18 protein-coding genes and 1 riboswitch are annotated in these 18,836 nt (G+C 42.1%); of the genes, 1 reads left to right on the top strand and 17 read right to left on the bottom strand.

From position 1 onward, the window contains the following. Positions 1–64: 64 nt before the first annotated feature. The 5 genes from uraD to hpxO form a co-directional block, all read right to left on the bottom strand. Positions 65–565, bottom strand: coding sequence for a 2-oxo-4-hydroxy-4-carboxy-5-ureidoimidazoline decarboxylase (gene uraD / locus PY364_RS04720; protein WP_275520997.1), 501 nt, complete (start codon positions 563–565; stop codon positions 65–67). Position 566: 1 nt separating this feature from the next. Then, positions 567–1,925 (bottom strand): 8-oxoguanine deaminase, encoded by a 1,359-nt coding sequence (locus PY364_RS04715; RefSeq protein WP_275520996.1) that lies wholly within the window; start codon positions 1,923–1,925, stop codon positions 567–569. A gap of 90 nt (positions 1,926–2,015) precedes the next feature. Further along, on the bottom strand, positions 2,016–3,029 hold the full coding sequence (locus PY364_RS04710) for an aromatic ring-hydroxylating dioxygenase subunit alpha (RefSeq protein WP_275520995.1): 1,014 nt from the start codon (positions 3,027–3,029) through the stop codon (positions 2,016–2,018). 33 nt (positions 3,030–3,062) lie between these two features. Continuing rightward, complete coding sequence (gene uraH / locus PY364_RS04705) at positions 3,063–3,425, bottom strand: hydroxyisourate hydrolase (RefSeq protein WP_275520994.1); 363 nt, start codon at positions 3,423–3,425, stop codon at positions 3,063–3,065. 150 nt (positions 3,426–3,575) lie between these two features. Next, positions 3,576–4,736, bottom strand: a complete 1,161-nt coding sequence (hpxO, locus tag PY364_RS04700) for an FAD-dependent urate hydroxylase HpxO (protein ID WP_275520993.1) — start codon at positions 4,734–4,736, stop codon at positions 3,576–3,578. A 74-nt stretch (positions 4,737–4,810) separates the two neighbouring features. Continuing rightward, positions 4,811–4,894: riboswitch (Glutamine riboswitch) on the top strand. Positions 4,895–4,927: 33 nt separating this feature from the next. On the opposite strand from hpxO, the gene PY364_RS04695 reads away from it, so the two are divergent. Beyond that, positions 4,928–5,209, top strand: coding sequence for a hypothetical protein (locus PY364_RS04695; RefSeq protein ID WP_275520992.1), 282 nt, complete (start codon positions 4,928–4,930; stop codon positions 5,207–5,209). A 113-nt stretch (positions 5,210–5,322) separates the two neighbouring features. Here PY364_RS04695 and PY364_RS04690 read toward each other — a convergent pair whose 3' ends face one another. The 12 genes from PY364_RS04690 to PY364_RS04635 form a co-directional block, all read right to left on the bottom strand. Next, a complete protein-coding gene (locus PY364_RS04690; protein ID WP_275520991.1) occupies positions 5,323–6,111 on the bottom strand; it encodes an amino acid ABC transporter ATP-binding protein in 789 nt (262 codons plus the stop codon). 79 nt (positions 6,112–6,190) lie between these two features. After that, positions 6,191–7,048: a transporter substrate-binding domain-containing protein gene (locus tag PY364_RS04685; RefSeq protein ID WP_275520990.1), complete on the bottom strand. Its 858-nt coding sequence runs from the start codon at positions 7,046–7,048 to the stop codon at positions 6,191–6,193. Positions 7,049–7,176: 128 nt separating this feature from the next. After that, a complete protein-coding gene (locus PY364_RS04680) occupies positions 7,177–7,830 on the bottom strand; it encodes an amino acid ABC transporter permease (protein WP_007357832.1) in 654 nt (217 codons plus the stop codon). A gap of 30 nt (positions 7,831–7,860) precedes the next feature. After that, complete coding sequence (locus PY364_RS04675; RefSeq protein WP_275520989.1) at positions 7,861–8,535, bottom strand: amino acid ABC transporter permease; 675 nt, start codon at positions 8,533–8,535, stop codon at positions 7,861–7,863. A 153-nt stretch (positions 8,536–8,688) separates the two neighbouring features. Further along, positions 8,689–9,504, bottom strand: a complete 816-nt coding sequence (locus tag PY364_RS04670) for an ABC transporter permease (RefSeq protein ID WP_275520988.1) — start codon at positions 9,502–9,504, stop codon at positions 8,689–8,691. A gap of 131 nt (positions 9,505–9,635) precedes the next feature. Continuing rightward, positions 9,636–10,541 (bottom strand): ABC transporter permease, encoded by a 906-nt coding sequence (locus PY364_RS04665; RefSeq protein WP_275520987.1) that lies wholly within the window; start codon positions 10,539–10,541, stop codon positions 9,636–9,638. Positions 10,542–10,677: 136 nt separating this feature from the next. Next, complete coding sequence (locus PY364_RS04660) at positions 10,678–12,000, bottom strand: extracellular solute-binding protein (RefSeq protein WP_275520986.1); 1,323 nt, start codon at positions 11,998–12,000, stop codon at positions 10,678–10,680. 42 nt (positions 12,001–12,042) lie between these two features. Beyond that, positions 12,043–13,245 (bottom strand): ABC transporter ATP-binding protein, encoded by a 1,203-nt coding sequence (locus PY364_RS04655; RefSeq protein ID WP_275520985.1) that lies wholly within the window; start codon positions 13,243–13,245, stop codon positions 12,043–12,045. 247 nt (positions 13,246–13,492) lie between these two features. Further along, positions 13,493–14,230 carry an aspartate/glutamate racemase family protein gene (locus PY364_RS04650; protein WP_275520984.1) on the bottom strand — a complete coding sequence of 246 codons (738 nt, stop codon included), beginning with the start codon at positions 14,228–14,230 and terminating at the stop codon, positions 13,493–13,495. A gap of 277 nt (positions 14,231–14,507) precedes the next feature. Further along, a complete protein-coding gene (locus tag PY364_RS04645; RefSeq protein ID WP_275520983.1) occupies positions 14,508–16,253 on the bottom strand; it encodes a diflavin flavoprotein in 1,746 nt (581 codons plus the stop codon). Further along, positions 16,246–16,875: a hypothetical protein gene (locus PY364_RS04640; RefSeq protein ID WP_275520982.1), complete on the bottom strand. Its 630-nt coding sequence runs from the start codon at positions 16,873–16,875 to the stop codon at positions 16,246–16,248. Before PY364_RS04640 ends, PY364_RS04645 begins: the two co-directional genes overlap by 8 nt. Before the next feature lie 216 nt (positions 16,876–17,091). Continuing rightward, positions 17,092–18,819, bottom strand: coding sequence for a diflavin flavoprotein (locus PY364_RS04635; RefSeq protein ID WP_275520981.1), 1,728 nt, complete (start codon positions 18,817–18,819; stop codon positions 17,092–17,094). Positions 18,820–18,836: the final 17 nt, after the last annotated feature.

Genomic DNA, 18,836 nt, shown 5'->3' with positions numbered 1-18,836 from the left:
GGTATCTTTACCGCCCAGAGGGCGGCGTTACGTAAGTAATCAAAAGTATCAAATTAAGGATTAGTTATTGATGGAGAAGGTCAAATAAGCGAAATTGGGCAATTTGGTTAATTTGTGCGATCGCCTCTTGCATTTCCACCTCCGCCGAATTTTGCAAACGTCGCTCAAATGCTTCAATGATGCTCGTTTTAGTATGGTTCCTAACAGCAACAATAAAGGGAAAACCGAACTTATCTTGATAAGCTTGATTCAATATTTGAAAGTGTTGATATTCTTCTAAGTTCAGTCGATTCAATCCAATACCAGTTTGTTCTTTTACAGAAGCTTCCGCCATTTTTGCTTTACTTCCGAGATCGGGATGAGCTTTAATTAACGCTAGTTGTTCTTCCCAACTCATCGCATTTACCACAGCCACCATCTGTTGATGCAATTGCGTAACATCAGTAAAGGGACGTTGATACCAAGTTCGGTACGCGATCGCAGGCGTATCTTCAAACACCGCACCTAACGCTGTAACAAACTCGTCTTGGCTCATCTGATTTAACTCAGCAATTGTATAAAACATATCAAGCCACCATTTGATGAGCAATGTGATTAGTTTTCTCCACCAATGTTTCCAATTCAATTGTAGTTAGTTGTCCACGATCTACCACTTTTTTACCATTAATAAAACTATAATCGACAGAATTTACTTGACAGAAAATCAACGCCGCGACTAAATCGTGATGAGCTCCAGCAAACTGCGGACTATCGATATTAATAGCAATAAAATCAGCAGACATCCCAGGCGCAAGATAGCCAATATCATCTCTACCCAAAACCTTAGCACCGCCAATAGTTGCTACTTCTAATATCTCACGAGCAGTCATCACTGAAGCATCGCAACTACCAACACGAGCTAGTAGAAAAGCCGTGCGTGCTTCCTGTAATAAATTACCAGCATCATTAGAAGCAGAACCATCCACACCTAACCCCACCGGAACTTTATTATCTAGCATTTTACGAAGCGGAGCAATCCCACTAGCAAGACGCATATTACTACAGGGACAATGAGCAACACCAGTGCCTGTTTTACCAAATTTCAAAATAGATTCATCGCTTAATTGTACGCAATGAGCGTGCCAAACATCATCACCTAACCAACCAACTGACTCTGCATAATCGCCAGGAATCATGCCGAAATTTTCCAAACTATAAGTAACATCAGCCTTATTTTCTGCTAAATGTGTATGTAGCCTCACTCCCTGATAAGAACGTGCCATTGCTGCTGACTCCCGCATCAAGTCTTGGGAAACAGAAAAAGGCGAACAAGGTGCAAGAGTAATCCGTAACATAGCATGGCGCGAATTATCATGATATTGCTCAATTAACCGCTGAGAATCTTTGAGAATATCTGGTTCTTTTTCTACTAAACGATCGGGTGGTAATCCGCCTAAGCTCTCACCCACACTCATGCTACCTCGGCTGGCATGAAATCGGATTCCAATATCTTGAATGCCGCGAATTTCATCATCCAAAGTGCAATCATTTGGATAGATATATAGGTGGTCGCTGGCAGTTGTACAGCCAGACAAAATTAATTCCGCTGCTGCCATTTGAGCGCTGATATAAATCGCCTCTGCTGTCAGATTTGCCCAAATCGGGTAAAGATTTGTCAGCCAATTAAATAAGTCACAGTCTTGAGCTTTTGGAATTACTCGCGTCAGAGTTTGACAGAAGTGATGATGAGTATTGACTAAACCAGGAAGCACGATATATCTTCCTTGTAAATCTAAAACTTCATCTGCTGTTTGCGCGATTTCTTGAGAGGTTCCTACTTGCTCAATTACGTTGTCTCGAACGAAGATAGCACCACTGCGGATTTCTCTTCGCGTCGCATCCATTGTGACAAGAGTATGGATATTTTTGACGAGTAAAGTTGTCATTTGAGGTTGGTAGGTTGAATGCAAGAACTAAAGTCGGTTAACTGTTAATGATTGATTGACGATTAACAGTTAACAGTTAACCGTTAACAGTTAACTATTAACAGTTTGTTCAATTTCACCCTGCGCTTTTAAAAAAGCTGCTACTTTCTTACGAATGATGATTCCTGGCTTATCGGTAAGCATATGTTGCTCTTTATTTAGTTCCAGAGGTATGTCATAGTCAGTGCTTTCCAGAATGCGTTTATCTTCTAAAGTTACAGCGCGATCGAAGGCAATAATATCGCTGCTTTTAGTGTCTGCTTCCGTATCATTCCGCAGACAAAATTGTACCATTTTAGAACTCCAATCATTAATCGGAGTCATCGTATTAACGATAATATGAACGAGTCCGTTAGGGTAGGCAATTTTCAATTTAACTGTAAACGGCATGAACCAAACTCCGTCTATAGTTCGGACTGTTTGTTCTTCCTCCATTTTGAGATTTTCCTGCTGTTCTTTGGGATTAGTTACTCCCAAAGTGCTGCGATAGTGGAGTTCCCATTCTGTCTCTTTGAACTCCATAGAATCTGGAGTAAGATGATCTTCACTGCCAAAGGTTGTTGTATGGACAAAGGTAGGATGAGCCATATCTAATTCGTTTTCCATGACTCGTAAACCTGCACAATTCCAAGTTTCGTAAAATTCGTGAATTTGGCGATAGTCTGGATCGAAAGCTTCAGTAATATTCGGAATATCGATCAGCGGTTCTCCTAGACAGACCCAAGCATAGCCATATCTCTCAACACAGGGATAAGCTTTGACTTTGTAACTAGAAGAAATAGCACCATTACTAATTTGTGGAACGTGGACGCACTCTCCGCAATCGTTGAAAGTCCAGCCATGATAAGCACAGCAAATATTGCCATTAACGACTTTTCCTAGAGATAGTTTAGCTGTGCGGTGACAGCATCGATCTTCAACTGCGGCGGGTTTTCCTTCTGCTGTTAACCAGAGAACTATTGGCTGACTTAACAATTCAAATGGTACGGGTCGATCGGATAAGGCTGTCATGGGAATAACAGGATACCAAAAACGTTTGAATGCTGGTTGTTTTGTGACTAACATAGTAACTCCAATTAGAGATAATAAGAAACTTTTTTAGCTACCTCGATAGGTGCTGTAAGACCAAGGAGAAACAAGCAAAGGGACGTGATAATGTATTGTAGGATCGGCGATACCAAACTGAATTGGCACGCGATCTAAAAAGGGTGGTTGGGTGGCGATCGCACTTTCTTTAGCAAAATAATCTCCTACTACAAATACAAGTTCATAAACACCAATTTTAAGTTCATCTTCCGCTAACAAAGGAGCATCTGTACGCCCATCAATGTTAGTAGATATTGTTTTCAACAGCGTCTTTTCTCCCGATTGAATATTAATTGTCCAGAGTTCTACAATCATATTAGCAGCGGGACATCCTTGAGCTGTATTTAATACGTGAGTTGTCAGTTTACCTGTCATAAATTATAGCCGAAGGAAGAAGGGAGAAGGAAGAAGGAAAATACAATTAATTAGACCTCTTGCAAAAGCTTATCAACTTCATTAGTCCGCGTAGGCGGACTTTGTTTTTGTAGCCGCGATTTCAATCGCCAGGATAATTTTGCTATCATGTCAATGCAGAGGCCCTGCCATAATCACTTTGGAAATAGCACCAGTTACGTCGGATGGGTTTTCTTGTGCTAGCTGTTGATACCATTTTTCGGTAATTTCTGGTTCTTTACCGTGAATCATTTCTGCACGCTTACGAGCTTTCATAACTACTGCATTTGCGCGTTCTTTCCGTTCTGCTTCGTAGCGTTTGAGAGCATATTCAACTCCTAAATTTGTTGTTAGCAAATACTGAGTTAAAACTAATCCATCTTCCATTGCTTGACAGCCACCTTGTCCTAAATCTGGACAAGTTGCGTGTACAGAATCTCCTAACAATGCCACTCTACCGCGAACAAATCGATCGAGCGGGCCTACATCGTTGATTTCTGGGCGACTGGTTTTCATGGGATCGATCCGTTTAATTAGGGTTTGTACGGGTTGCGCCCAACCTTTAAAATATTCGGCTAATTCAGCTCGATAATTCTGCGGTTCGGACGGCGTACCTTTTGCCAGGGGAACATCGAAGAAAAAGTACAATCGATTACCTGCAACAGGCATCATTGAAGCTCTTTTGTGTTCGCCAACATAGACAACCCAAGTATTTTTAGGAGCTAAATCTTCACTCGCTTCTACTAATCCATTCCAATTGATATAACCGCCATATTGAGGATGAATTTCCTCTGCCAACACATACTTTCTTAGGGTTGAATGAATCCCATCTGCTGCAATTACTAAATCCCCCGTTGCGCGATGTCCATTTTCAAAAATGGCGGTGACACTATTTTCACTTTCCTCAACTCCAATACACTTGGAATTCAGCTTAACTTCTCCTTCGTAAGCTTCTAACAACATTTTTTGCAAATCTGCACGCGCAACAGGATAAGGGCGCTGTCCAACTTCTTCTATTAATGGTTGCAAATCAATATCATTTAGAAGTTCACCAGTAAGACTGCGATACTGCATCCTATTCATAATTCCGCCAATTGCGGCCATTTTTTCTCCCAAACCTAGCCGATTAAGAACTTTCACGCCGTTTGACCACAGGGAAATGCCGGCCCCGGCGGGGCGCAGTTCCTTCACTCTGTCATAAATTTCGATCTCGTAGCCAGCTTGCCGCAAAGCAATACCTGCGGTCAAGCCGCCGATTCCCGCACCGATGATGATAATTTTCAGGCTGTGCATCTTGATTTCTCCAGTAGATAGAAAAAAGTTGACAAATTTTAGAAAAAGTGTCCTATAATACAGATATAAATCTAATCGTTCATCTCTGTGTGGACTCAGGCTGTTGACCGAGTAGCAATAGAGACGGAAGTAGGGAATATAGCCCGAAGGAACGCGCCTCGACCAAATATAGCAATTGAGAGGCAAGTCCTATGCAATTTATACATCGCAACATCACAAACAAAAGTCAGTGGCAAATCTACAAAGAATTAGAGTTAATTCCTGACTCAATACCCTATTCTCAAGCCAACAATGTCACCTTTGCCTTCGGACTCGATCGAGTTTGGCGGCTATTAATTATTGCTCTCACTCAAGAACTGGTAGAGGAGCAACAAGTTGAGTATTTAGAACGGTGTTTGGCAGTGAATAATTTTGATTTGGATAGTCATAAAGGTTCCAAGACTTTGCAGAAACTTTGGACGCTGATGAATTAATTTCTTAATTATCTTTTACGAGCAGATTCATAACAGTATCAGCGATTACTATTGTTAGTAAATCTGCTCGAAATAACGTGCTACTCCTTTTGGGATTAATTAGAAAATCTAGTCTAATGCAAAATCTGTGCTAGAAATTGCTTAGTCCGTTCGTGCTTGGGATTGTTAAAAAAGTCCTGGGGTGTGGCTTCTTCGACAATCAAACCTTCGGCCATAAACACGATGCGATCGGCAACTTCACGAGCAAAACCTACTTCATGGGTTACGCAAACCATTGTGATGCCGGTGCTAGCGAGCGATCGCATCACATCCAGTACCTCCCGCACCATCTCCGGGTCAAGTGCAGACGTTGGTTCATCGAATAACATAATCTTCGGCTGCATTGCTAAAGCACGCGCGATCGCTACCCGTTGCTGCTGTCCCCCAGAAAGTTGACCGGGGAATTTATTCGCTTGACTCAAAATTCCCACTCTTTCTAATAATTCTGAGGCAATTTCTCTCGCTTTTGCTTTGCTCCAACCGCGAACTTCAACGGGTGCAAGTTGCACATTTTCCAACACTGTCAGATGAGGAAATAAATTGAATTGTTGAAAAACCATTCCCACTTCGCGGCGAATTGCTTCAATATTTTTCAAGTTGTGAGTTAGCTTAATACCATCAATTTCAATGCTGCCTTTTTGATAGTCTTCCAAAGCATTAAACGTGCGGATAAAGGTAGATTTACCCGAACCTGAAGGCCCCATAATTACGACTACTTCCCCTTGATTTACGGTGAGGCTAACGCCGCGTAAAACATGAAAATTGTTGCTGTACCATTTCTCGACATCCTTAGCAGTAATCATCGCTTCTGCTTTGTTCAATGTCGGCTCGATGGAAGTTGAGAGGGGTTGAGATTGTGTCATTTTTTTTCTTCCTAATTTAGTAGTGATTCTTGTTGATTTACTCTCAGTCTGTGCCCACAAATTCTCCCTAGCTTAGTCATTAAAAAGTAGGTAGTTGCAGTGGCTCACCAAACCATTTCTTAGATAGTTCGCTCAAATCGCCTGATAGTCGCTTATTGGTGACAAATACGTTCACCCATTGCAGCAAATCTAGATCGCCCCGACGCACGCCGATGTAGCAAGGTGAATTTTTCATCACGAACTTGTTTTCAATTTTTTTATCGGGGTTATCTTTGCTAATTTTGTTGGCGATTGTATTACCTGTTGCCATCAGTTCAATTTGTCCGGCTAAGAGCGCTGAAGCGGTTGTACTATTGTCTTCAAATCGCTTAATTTGTATGTCTTTGGGAGCGCGTTTAGCCAATTCAATATCTTCTAAAGATCCTTGAGTAACTCCTACAGTCTTGCCTGATAAATCGGTGTAAGATGAGGCGTTAACACCGGGAAAACCGTAAATACCAGAATAGAAAGGAGCGTAAGCAATAGAAAAGTAAATCGATTTAGCTCGCTCAGGAGTTGCACCCAAACTAGAAATTACCAAATCTACGCGATCGCTTTGTAAATAGGGAATCCGGTTGGTACTGGTGACGGGAACTAATTCTAATTTCACTTCTAAGGATTCTGCAAGCATCTTTGCCACATCAATATCGTAGCCTTGAGGCTGCATATCTGTACCCACAGATCCAAAAGGTGGAGAATCTTGAGGAACGGCAATTCTAACTTTACCAGCACTGATAATTTTATCGAGAGTGGAAGTTCCTAGTGCCGTACCTTGACTGGGTGCGGCGGCGGCGGCTTGACTGGCTGTAACATCACCAACAACAGGTTTAGATGTGATAGAACTGCCGCCTGAACAAGAGGCGATACTGAAGATTACGACTAAACTAACTGCTAACATTGTTAGTGGTTTTGTTAATAATCTTGGTAACGATAAGCGCATATTTAGGCGTTTGAAAATTCTGTAAAACATGATTTTTCCCTGATGATTTGTGTTGAATAATTGAGAATTAGGTGTGCAGAACTGTCTTAGTATTTGTAAGCAAACTTCTGTTCTAAATGTTTGCTCCAAAGGGAAAGTGGAAAACACAAACAGAAATAAATTACAGCGGCTATTGTAAATACCAAGAAAGGTTTAAAAGTAACATTGCTGATAGCCGTAGCCGAGCGAGTTAATTCTACAAAGCCGATAACAGATGCTAAAGATGTGCCTTTAATTACCTGCACGGCAAAGCCTACAGTTGGGGGGATTGACATTTTAATTGCTTGCGGCAAAATGATGCGTTGAAGCTGTTTAAAGTAATTCAACCCCAAGGCTGTAGAGGCTTCCCATTGTCCTTTCGGAATGGCTGCAACTGAACCTCGCCATATCTCCGCTAGAAAAGCACTGGTGTAGGTTGTTAATGCGATCGCGGCCGCTATCCAAGGAGATAAATTGAGGTTGAAAATAACAGACAATCCGAAGAATGTGAGGAACAGTTGCATCAGCAGCGGTGTTCCTTGAAAAAACTCGACATAAATTAGGCTGAGATACTTGATGATTTTGTTAGGTGAAATTCGCATCAGCATGACTAGAAATCCTACAATTCCACCACCGATAAAAGCAATTGCTGAAAGCGCAATTGTCCATCTAGTTGCTAGTAGCAAATTGCTCAAGATATTCGACAGGGTAAACTCTTGCATAATCGAAACTTAGTAAAAGATACCAACCAGTTAGCGAGTGTATTGCATGAAGCTGAAAAACTTTTTCTGAATGAGAAAGGCAATAGCTTTAATTGCCCAGATTATCCCAACATAGATTAGGGTAATCGTTAAGTAGATTTCAAAGCTCCGAAAGGTACGGGATTGCAAATAATTACCTACAAAGGTCAATTCTTCTGCTGAAATTTGAGAGACAACACTGGTAAACAAAATTGCAATTACAATTTGGCTAACCAGCGATGGATAAACATTACCTAAAGCTGGGATGAGGATAATGTGTCTGAAAATCTGTATTTTTTTGAATCCTAGCGCTAATCCCGCTTCAATTTGTCCCTTACGGATGCTTTCAATTCCAGCACGAATAATCTCAGTAGAATAGGCTCCAAAATTAATCGCGAGTGCTAGTACCGCTGCTTGCCAAGAGGTTAATTTAATTCCTAAACTTGGCAAGCCAAAGAAGAAAAAGAACAGTTGAATCAGAAAAGGCGTGTTGCGAAGAAATTCTACATAAGCTACAGCAATGCCATTAAATATGCGATTTCCAGAAGTTCTTCCCATTGCGCCAATTGTTCCTAGCACTAACCCGCCAGCAATGGAAACAATAGCGAGTTGAAATGTTAGGAAAACACCTTGGATTAAAAAGCCTGCATTATTCCAAACCACTGAAAATTCAGGTCTATAGCTCATGGTTTTCTACGTGATGGAGTTTGAACTGATACTAAATCCGGCTTAAATACCCTTTATCTTTTAGTCCGCGTAGGCGGACTTCGTTTGTGTAGATGCGGTTTCAACCGCCCAATTTGGTTCGCCAATTTGGTTCGCCAATTTGGTTATGATTTCCTACTGTGACTGGCGACGAGAAAAGAACTGAATACCAGCAAAAGCTAGTGCAATTAATCCAAAGGAAAAAAGCGTTGTCATAGTTCCTAAAGCGTAAATTGCAGGAGTTGTCACGTTTGTTGTCATCCCAAAAATTTCTAGCGGTAGGGTGTTCTTTTCCCCAGAAATTAACGAAGTGCGCGTAAATTCATCGTAGGAAAGCGTAAACCCAAACAAACCTACCCCAATTAAACTAGATGCAATTAACGGTAGCAAAACCTCCGAGAAGGTCTGGATTTCAGTCGCTCCCATATCCCGTGCGGCTTCTTCATAGCTAGGATTAAAGCGATTAAATACTCCTACCATAATCAAGAAGGCAAATGGTAATGTCCAGGTCAGATGTCCCGCCAGCGCTGATGAATACCAAGTGGTATCTAAGCCAACAATATTAAAGACAATACCAATGCCTAAAGAGATGAGAATACTGGGTACAATCAGACTAGAAATTGTTAAGTAAAAAATCCAATTTGAACCCATGAATTTCTGCCGAAATGCCATGCCAGCTAATAGACTAAAGATGACAGTAATTACCATCACCAGCAAACCCAAAGTAAAAGAACGTCCAAAGGCACTAACAAAATCTCCTACACGCTGAGTGCCAAATACTGCTGACATCCAGTGAAAGCTAAAACCTCGCATAGGAAAGGTTAACTGTCCCTCTGGCCCTTGCAGGGAGAGCAGGAAAATAGCGGAAAATGGGCCGTATAAAAACAGAACAAATAATCCAAAGAAGCCAGCTAATAGGTAATAAGAAAGAGGGCGTTTTGTCTTTTGCATTGTTTAACTCCATTTAGACAATTACAAAGGTTTATTCTTAGATAGAACTTACGCTCATAGTACGGTCGCCATCTTGGCGGTGATTTTACCGCCAAGATGGCGGCGTTACGGATGGTTTTGCGTAAGTCATATTAGAGCTCTTTGCGAATATCAACAGCTCGTAAAATACCAAATACAATCAGTAATGTTACAGCTAATAAAACGATCGCATTCGCGGCAGCCATCGGATATTGCAAACTACCAATTAGGGTTTTAATCAAATATCCAACAGAAGAAGTTTGTCCGCCACTCATTAGTCTGACAGTTGCAAATTCTCCCATAACTAATGTGACAACAAAAATTGAACCAATCGCAATTCCCGGTGATGACAAAGGAAAGATTATTTCCTTCTGAATTTGCCAAGCTGAGGCTCCTGCATCTTCTGCGGCCGCAATTAAAGAACGGTCAATTCGCATCATGCTATTAAAAGTTGGAGCTACCATATACAGGGTATAAAGATGCACCATTGCTAGGAGTACGGCAAAGTCGGAAAACAAAAACATTTCTAGGGGTTGATCCGTTAAATGCAGACCCATTAGTAACCCATTCAAGATGCCTTCTCTTCCCAAAAAAGGAATCCAAGAAATCATCCGAATAATGTTAGATGTCAGGAACGGGACTGTACAAACTAGAAACAAAATTGTTTGCCATTTCAAGCTTTTGATATGAAAGGCAAGAAAGTAAGCAACTGGATATGCAATGGCCAGAGTTAGCAACCAGACAATAGCTGCAAATTTGATGGTATTGACATAAGTTGACAGAAATACCTTCGAGGTAAAAATTGTCAGATAGTTGTTCAAAGTAAAAGTGGGAACCATTGTGTAGCCATTGAACGTCCAAAAGCTGACGATAAAAATGGCGAGAATTGGCAATACTAAAAACAACAGAAAGACTAAAGTTTGAGGAGCAACTAGAAAATAAGGCTTGAGTTTTTTCCAGTCAGTTGCCTTAGTTTTGGCAGAGTTGCTAGAAGTGGTTAATGGTTGGGTGATTGTCATGATTAAATCCGCAATAGTAACAAAATACAGCAAAGCTTTGGCTTAACCTACTTTACGTAACGCCGCCTTCTAGGCGGTGACTTGACCGCCTAGAAGGCGGCGTTACGTATGGTGTACGATTGTAAGTCATGAAACTTTAAGCAACCACAAATTCAATCCACTTTTGCAGGAGATATATCTGTTCCTTCATTACAGAATTCCAGCACACAACATTGCCCATTCTTTCCTTAAAAGAACCACCATCACGGATAGCTCCTTGAGACTCAATCTTCTTACCAAAAGGGTCAATAATATCAGTAGCAGCAGGCTTTCCTTCATACCAAAAATCCCACTCTTCCGGCTTCATGTATTTCTTGGCGTTTTCGGGAATTGCACTGTAATAACCCTGTCTTCCTAAAAAAGCACCTAGCCAACCTTCTAACATCCAATCAAGGTAAGCATAAGCAGCATCTAATTCTAATCCTGAGAGGTTTTTAGAGAGCCCAATTCCGCCTCCCCAGCCGCGATATCCTTCTTTTAAAGGGCCATAAACGCAGGGAACTCCTCTGGCTTTTACGGCTGTCACCGCAGGCGACCACATTGATTGCAAAACGACTTCTCCAGCAGACATTAAATTAACAGATTCATCAAAGCTTTTCCAGAATGCTCGAAATTGCCTTTCTTTCTTTTGCTGGATTAATATTTGCGTGACCTTATCGAGTTCTTCCCGCGTCATATTTCCTTTGTCGCCAAAGGTCATTAATCCCATTGCTTCAACGGCCATTGCTGCATCCATAATCCCAATGGAAGGGATATCCAGCAGAGCAGTTTTACCTTTATATTTGATGTTAAATAAATCTGCCCAGGATTCGATTTTGCCACCAATTAAATCGGGGCGATAGCCCAGAGTATCGGCATTATATTGAAAGGGAATTAATGTTGCCCAATCAGTTGGCCCATCGGCAAATTCTGTTGAATCTTGCCCTTTGACAAACATTACTTTCCGGGGTGCGCTACCTTGGGATTTATTAACAGGAGCGCCTGGGTATAATTCTCCTGTGGTAAAGATAGGAACGAGTTTGTTAAATTCCTTGACTCGCTTGACATCAATTGGCTGCAAGCTACCGGAAGGAAATACTAATGGTAAACCGAAGTATTCGCCGTCAAACATATCATATTGTTTGGGCTGAGTGATGGCGATTTGTACTGTTTCTTCGGTACTAAGAGCGCGAAGTTGAATTTTAAAGCCTAAGTCTTTTTCGGCTTGCTCTTTGATGTCATTAATTTGCGCGGCTCCAGTGCCAATAAATCGCAAAGTGACATCTTTAAATTTATTGGTTAGTAGTGTCGGCCCTCTACTGGGAGTGGTTGAAAGATTGGCAGTTTCAGAGACTTTGTTAGCACCGCAGTTGGTTGTGCTCAGAAATGTTCCTGCTGCCAGACCGACTTGAATAAATTTCCGTCGCGAAAGTCTAGCCATTGTTCTATTTTAGGGTTGAGATTTGGCTGGAAATTTGACAACTTAATGAGGCAGAAAAACGCAATCTTCTGCTGACCATCGCAGAGTAATTAGTTGCCCTTCTTGTAAAGAATTATTCGCCCATTCATCGGTAGCAATTTTGTACAGGAGTTCTTGACCTGTTTTTTCTGTCATTAAGGAAACGCGCGTTACATAACCTGTGAGTTCAACGGCAGTAATCCGAGCATTAATGTGATTAGCGTAGGGAGAAGGTTGAGGGGGAGGTGTTGAGGAAAAGGGTTCTAACTGTAGCAAGTCGGCTCGTACTGAACAAGCGGCTTCGCTTCCTAATGGTGGCGCTCCCTGGCCGATGCAAAATATAGAACCCAATCCTTCAATATTGAGTTCAACCAATTCTTTGCTATTACTTTCTGGAACGCAGTGCAATACTTTACCTGTAAATAGGTTATTGTCGCCCATAAATTTGGCAACAAATTGGGAAGCGGGGGTGCGAAACATCTCGGAAGGACTAGCTACCTGTTCGATGTGACCTTGATTCATTACTACGATTTCATCGGAGAGGGAAAATGCTTCATCAACGCCGTGCGTTACTTGGATAAATGTCATGCCAAACTGTTTTTGAATCCGGCGTAGTTCGCTTCGCATTCGCAGGCGCAGGGTTTCATCTAAGGCGCTTAAAGGTTCATCGAGTAGGAGAACTTTGGGACGGGTTGCTAAGGCTCTAGCTAGTGCAACTCGCTGTTGTTGTCCGCCGCTTAATTGAGCGGGTTTGCGTTCCCCAAGGTGGCTTAATCCGATTAATTCGAGCATTTCTCCGACGCGATCGCGCCTTTCTGGTTGCGGTACATTCCGCATTTTTAAGCCAAATTCTACGTTTTCCCAGACGGTTTTGTGGGGGAAGAGGGCGTAATTTTGGAACATCATGGCAGTATCGCGTTTGGCGGGTGGCAGGTGGTTGACGCGCCGATCGCCTATTAAAACGTCGCCACCCGTCGTGTCTTCGTGTCCCGCTATCATCCGTAGGGTGGTGGTTTTGCCGCAACCGCTAGGGCCTAATAGACAGCAGTAGTAACCTGCGGGAATCTCTAAATTGAGGTTCTCGATCGCCACAAATGAGCCGTATTCTTTTCTGAGCGATCGCAAGCTTACTCCCTGAGCGCTGGAGGCTAATTCTTGCGCGATCACACTATTCCCATTGTTGATTTCGCTTGTTCTGACCTTGGCTTGTTCGGTTCCGATATTCATGACACCCTCTCCTTCAAAAAGTAGGTTGTATTTGATGTCTGGCACCATTCTCATCGGGTGGGAGCGGGTTTATTTACCTATCTGTACTTTATTAAACCTATTGGTAAACCGGCCCCTACAGATTGTTGACAATGGTGGAAGAACTAACTTATATGCTGCATAACACTAGGCGATGAATTACTAGAAAAAAGTTATCAAAGATACCAATAGCCTATTTCTTCGTAAATTTTTAAAATTCATCGTTTATCTAAGATTTGGGAGCAAAATTTGAGAGCATCCCCGTATAAGATTTGGCGATCGGATAGGCTAAATCACCTACTTTGCTCGTACCCAAATCTAAACTAATCAGGACTTCTACAAACTTGACGGCAGCACTGACACCATCGATGACAGGCGCATTGATATCTTGACTAATTTCGCGAACTAAATCAGTCATACCAGCACATCCCAAAATAATTGCCCCAGAACTATCTTCAATTAGAGCTTTTCGACACTCTTCTGTAATTATTTTTTGAGCTTGAGAGCCTGATTTTTCTAGTTCAAGGACTGATAATTCTGTACCGCGAATTCCTTGGCAAAAGCGAGTCATGCCGTAGTTTTCTACTAATTGTTTAGCAATGATCCGCGTGCGGTTCAAAGTTGTCACAATTGAGAATCCTGTGGCGATGAAACTAGCAGCGTGCATCGCCGCTTCTGCTATTCCTAAAACGGGGCCTCGTGCCAATTCGCGAGCCGCCAACAAACCTGGATCGCCGAAGCAAGCGATGACATAACCATCAATACCCTCTGCTTCTCCTTTACGGATTTCATCTAAGATGCCGATCGCGCTGAGGGCTTCATCATAATGCCCCTCGATGGAAGCAGGCCCCATGACAGGATTGCAAGCAATAATTTCTGTGCTGGAGTTGGCCGCTAACTTAGCTGCAATCGCGATTTTTCGGGTCATGCTAGCCGTTGTATTGGGATTTATGACCTTGATTTTCATATCAATGGCTCGATCGCTCCTCCTGAATTTGCGCTTTATGTATACTGCATACAATTTAAACTACAGGTCTGTTTAAAGTTAGTTTGTATCTAAAGTTACAGGAAATTAAATTTCAATAAATTTGTTGTTTGTATCTAAAATCACAAAAAAACTGATAATGCCGCGAACATTCCCGACCTTTATAATACTTAGACAGAAACCGGATTTTTCACCAAAATACTTCATTTACACTCTCAATCTCAGTTAAAAAACCCGGTTTCTCTCATCCTAATACTCCCTAATAATGACTTCCAGATTTACGATGATGCACCGCTGTCACCCCATCAGCTTTCAGCAGATGACCATTTTCAATTACCGCATAAATCACCCAATGATCGCCGCATTCCATCCGGTTTGCCACTGAGCACTCCAGATAAGCAAGAGCATCGCTCAAAAACGGACAACCATTACTAGCTTCCTGAGTTTCCACTGCGGCAAAACGGTCTTCACCGGGAGCAAAGTTCTTCATGAAATGCTTCCGTAATTGTCGCCCCTCTGCTAAAATATTCAACACAAACTGATCGCCTGAGTGCATCAAAGATTCAATTGCTCTATCTTTTGCTACCGCAAGAGTAACACCAGGAGGATTAAATGTTGCTTGCGATACCCACGATGCTAACATCGCACTAGCGACATCTCCACGCTTAGCAGAAACTACGCAAAGAGAGCCAACAATTCGCCCAGCAGCTTGTTCTGTGCGGTCTGCACCGCTACCTAATGCAGGTCTAGGTGCGCGGAGTTTCTGAGATTTAATCAATGCTTGAGCAAAGTCAGTTCCGGTTTCTTCGCACTGTTGAATCGTGACATCTGTAGGCTTGAATTTAACTCGAATTGGTTCAAACCCTAACCGATATCCGGCATCTTTGAGCTTATTTTCAACTAAATCAACAGCTTCACCACTCCAACCATAAGAACCAAATACACCCGCTAATTTGTTCTTAGATGCTGTGGATAAAACTATCCCTAAAGCGGTTTGAATTTGAGTAGGTGGATGACCTGCCAAAGTAGGCGTACCGATGATAAATCCATCACATTTTTCGATGGCTTCTTGAATTTCTCCTGGTTCTACCGCTTCGCAATTAATTGAATCAACGGCTACACCTGCTTTAGTAATACCTTTTGCGATCGCTTGTGCTAATGCCCCTGTATTTCCGTAAGCCGAAGCATAAATCAGCACCACTGTCAAGTCTTTTGTATTTTGTTGTTGGCTCCATTCCCGATACAAATGGGTTAATTCTGTGAGGCCGTAACGCACCAATGGCCCATGACCTGTCGCGTAAAATTTAACAGGTAAATCAGCCAATTTATCCAGTGCTGCTAGCACTTGTTTTGCTTGAGATGCGTGCAAAGAATCGTAATAATAGCGGCGGTCTTCGCTATAAACGCTCCACCCTTCATCAAATACTTGATCGCCGCAAACATGAGCACCAAATAGTTTATCTGTGAACAAAACTTGTGTTTTCGTGTCGTAGGTGCAAAGTTCGTCTGGCCACCGAGGAGTAGGAGTAGCCACGAATTTTAATTGATGTTCTCCCCCTAAATCAAGGGTTTCTTCGCCTCTGACGACATTGATATTTAACTCTTGGTCGGGAAATGCCGCACGCAACGAAATTGCCGCCGGATTTGTGCAAACAAAGACAATTTGAGGAGCTATTTCTAGGAGAGATTTGAGAGTTACAGCACGGTTGGCATTAAAGTGTCCGAGAATGATGTAATCTAGTTTAGTGAGATCGAAACGTTGTTGCAATGCTTCCAGATAATTTTTCGTGAAGGATTCACCTGGAGGATCGATTAAGGCAGTTTTGTCAGATTGAATTAGAAAAGAGTTTGCTGTTGTTCCTCTTTGGAGGGAATATTCGACCTCGAATTTGAGTCTGTCCCAAGTGCGCGATCGCAGTACAATTGTATCTGCTGCAATCTGGAAAACTTGGACATCACGGGGTTTCGAGTTAGAGAGAGTTTGAGGAGTTAGAGTGTTAGTCATTAATCGCACCAATTAGGAACTGTACTATTGAACTTTTTTTGATTTCCTGCCAAAATTTTGTATCTACAATGTCAAATTTGGCACCAACCTGCTGTAAATTGTCATCTAGGTAAGTGAGAAACTTCCTGATTTCTAAGTCTTCGCCAATTTGGATAAAACTAATACCAATTTCTTCATCTCTAGCAATCTTATTGGCAGCATTGATAATAATCTCAGCAACAAGTTTGCTATCTTCCTGGTTTTCGTCGATGACTACAACAATTATCGTCCCTTTTTTGGCTTTAGAACTTGCTTTCCGCTTAAAATAATCGCTGAGAGCATCGCTGAGAGCTTCTTGCAAGTGAATTTTAGTTAAGTTTGCAGGGTCTGGTGTTGTATTTTGCCGCTGCAAAATTTCAGCTAACCGCTTAACATCTGTATTTTCATATTTCCAGAGAGGGGTTGAAGCTTCGTAGACAGTTAAGCCGTCGCTGTCTAATTCTTGACATTTCTTTGCTAAGTCAATCAGGGATGCTTGAGCCGCTAGCCAGTGTTCATACAGAGGATGATTTTGCTCTCGACTAGCACCACTTCTAGCAAGAATAATGACGTAATCTCTGTCATTCAAAAGGTTGATAGACATTGTTTAACACTTAAGTTGTTAGTAGCTAAGCAGACAAACATATAACAGTTTTCTGTTTAATAATGTATACATCCTGCTAATTGCTAATTGCTAATTGCTAATTAGTTATTAAAAGCAGTATATACTCATTGAAAACTGCTATAAATAAACGATTTTTTTGTAGTGGCTTTAGGCACTTTTTTTACAATTCAAGTGACTAAAGCCACTAATGCCAACTTAGTAGTGATTGCCTACTTTGCGGTGGTGTACGGCTGGTAAAGAGTCAGGATCGCTGACTCGACCATTATCAACTGTCGCATAAACAATATAATGATCGCTTACTTCCATGCGGCTAGTTACTTGACATTCCAAATAAGCTAGAGCTTCCGTAAGAATGGGAGAACCATTGCTAGCAGGTTGAGTTTTAACACCGGCAAAGCGATCTGCACCCGGAGGAAAACGCTTTAAAAAGTGCTTCATTAGCGCTTGATAATTGTTTTCCGATAACACATTTAAAACAAATTTGTCTCCCGTGTGCATCATCGATTCAATTGCACGGTCTTTGGCAACTGCGATGGTTAAACCTAACGGTTTAAAGCTAGCTTGCATCACCCATGAGGCTAACATTGCGCCGCTAACTTCGCCTTTTTGAGCAGTGATGATATACAGTCCACCACTAATTCGACCCAAGGCTTTATCGAGGTCGCTATCGAGGGATTTCATCTGCTTAACAGCTTTATCTCGCGTTAGCCATTGTCCCAAGTCTGTGCCTGCTTCATCGCACAACTGATAGGTTGCTTCTGTCGGGGTTTCCTTGATCAAAATGTTGGGGAAAGCTTCTTTTAATCCCAACTCTTTGAACTTATTTCGTAAGGGATAAATCGATAAGTCGTCTCCACCTCCAGACTCGCATAAACCGATAGATTGTTTGCTATTAACAGCGGCTAAAATTGTGTTAATTGCTGTTTCTGCGATCCCAGCAGCGGGGCCTGTACTGGGTGGCGTACAAATGACTATACCAGTAGCTAAACCTACCAGTTCGCCAACTTCCTGCGGATCGGCGGTTTTGAGATCCATCATTTCGACGGCGACTCCAGTTTTAGTAATACCGTGTGCGATCGCTTGGCTAAGGCGATCGCTATAACCGTAGTCGGAAGCATAGAACACCGCAACAGTTGTTTCTGCCTTTGTTTGTTCTTGACTCCACTTTTTATAGCGTCCAGTGAGTTCAACAACATTATGCCGCAAAAGTGGCCCGTGACCTGTAGCAACTGTGTTAATTTCTCCTAGTTCCGCCATCCGTTTCATCGCACTTAAAACCGACCGCGCATTGGGAGCCATCAAGCACTCATAATAGAAGTGATAATCTTCTTCAATAGCAGCCAAATCTGCATCATAAGTGCTGTCTGAACAGTAGTGCATCCCAAAGGCATCGCAAGTGAACATCACTTGGGTTTTGGCATCATAACTAAAAATTGTATCCGGCCAATGCAAGTTCGGTGCTGATACAAATTCGATAACGTGACCGTTACCTAAATCTAGTTTGTCGCCATTTTTAACTATCTGTCGTTTAAATGGTTGATGCACCAAGTCTTCTAAGAATTGAATTGCTACTTTTGAAGCCACAATTGTTACTTGGGGGGCCAATTCCAGCACATCTTTAACTAAACCGCTATGGTCTGGTTCAGTATGGCTGATAATTAAGTAATCAATCTCAGTGGGGTCAATTAAACCCTTAAGAATATCGAGATATTGCTGGCGGAACTTCTCATGGGAGGTATCAACCAGCGCAGTTTTCTCGCCGCGAATGATAAATGAGTTATAAGTTGTGCCGTTTTTGAGGCCGAATTCTATGTCAAAGCGATCGCGATCCCAATCCAGACAGCGAATAGTCGTCGTGTCAGCCGCGATCGCGCCAGTCTCTACCGTCAACCTGCGTTGTACTCGTTCAGTGAGCGCTACCATCTTTCGCCTCCTTGTGA

Origin of the sequence: Kamptonema sp. UHCC 0994, assembly GCF_029167235.1 — a bacterium.
Classification (GTDB): Bacteria; Cyanobacteriota; Cyanobacteriia; order Cyanobacteriales; family Microcoleaceae; genus Kamptonema.
The sequence above is the reverse complement of the archived record's forward strand: the minus strand, read 5'-3'. Positions and strand labels throughout refer to the sequence as shown.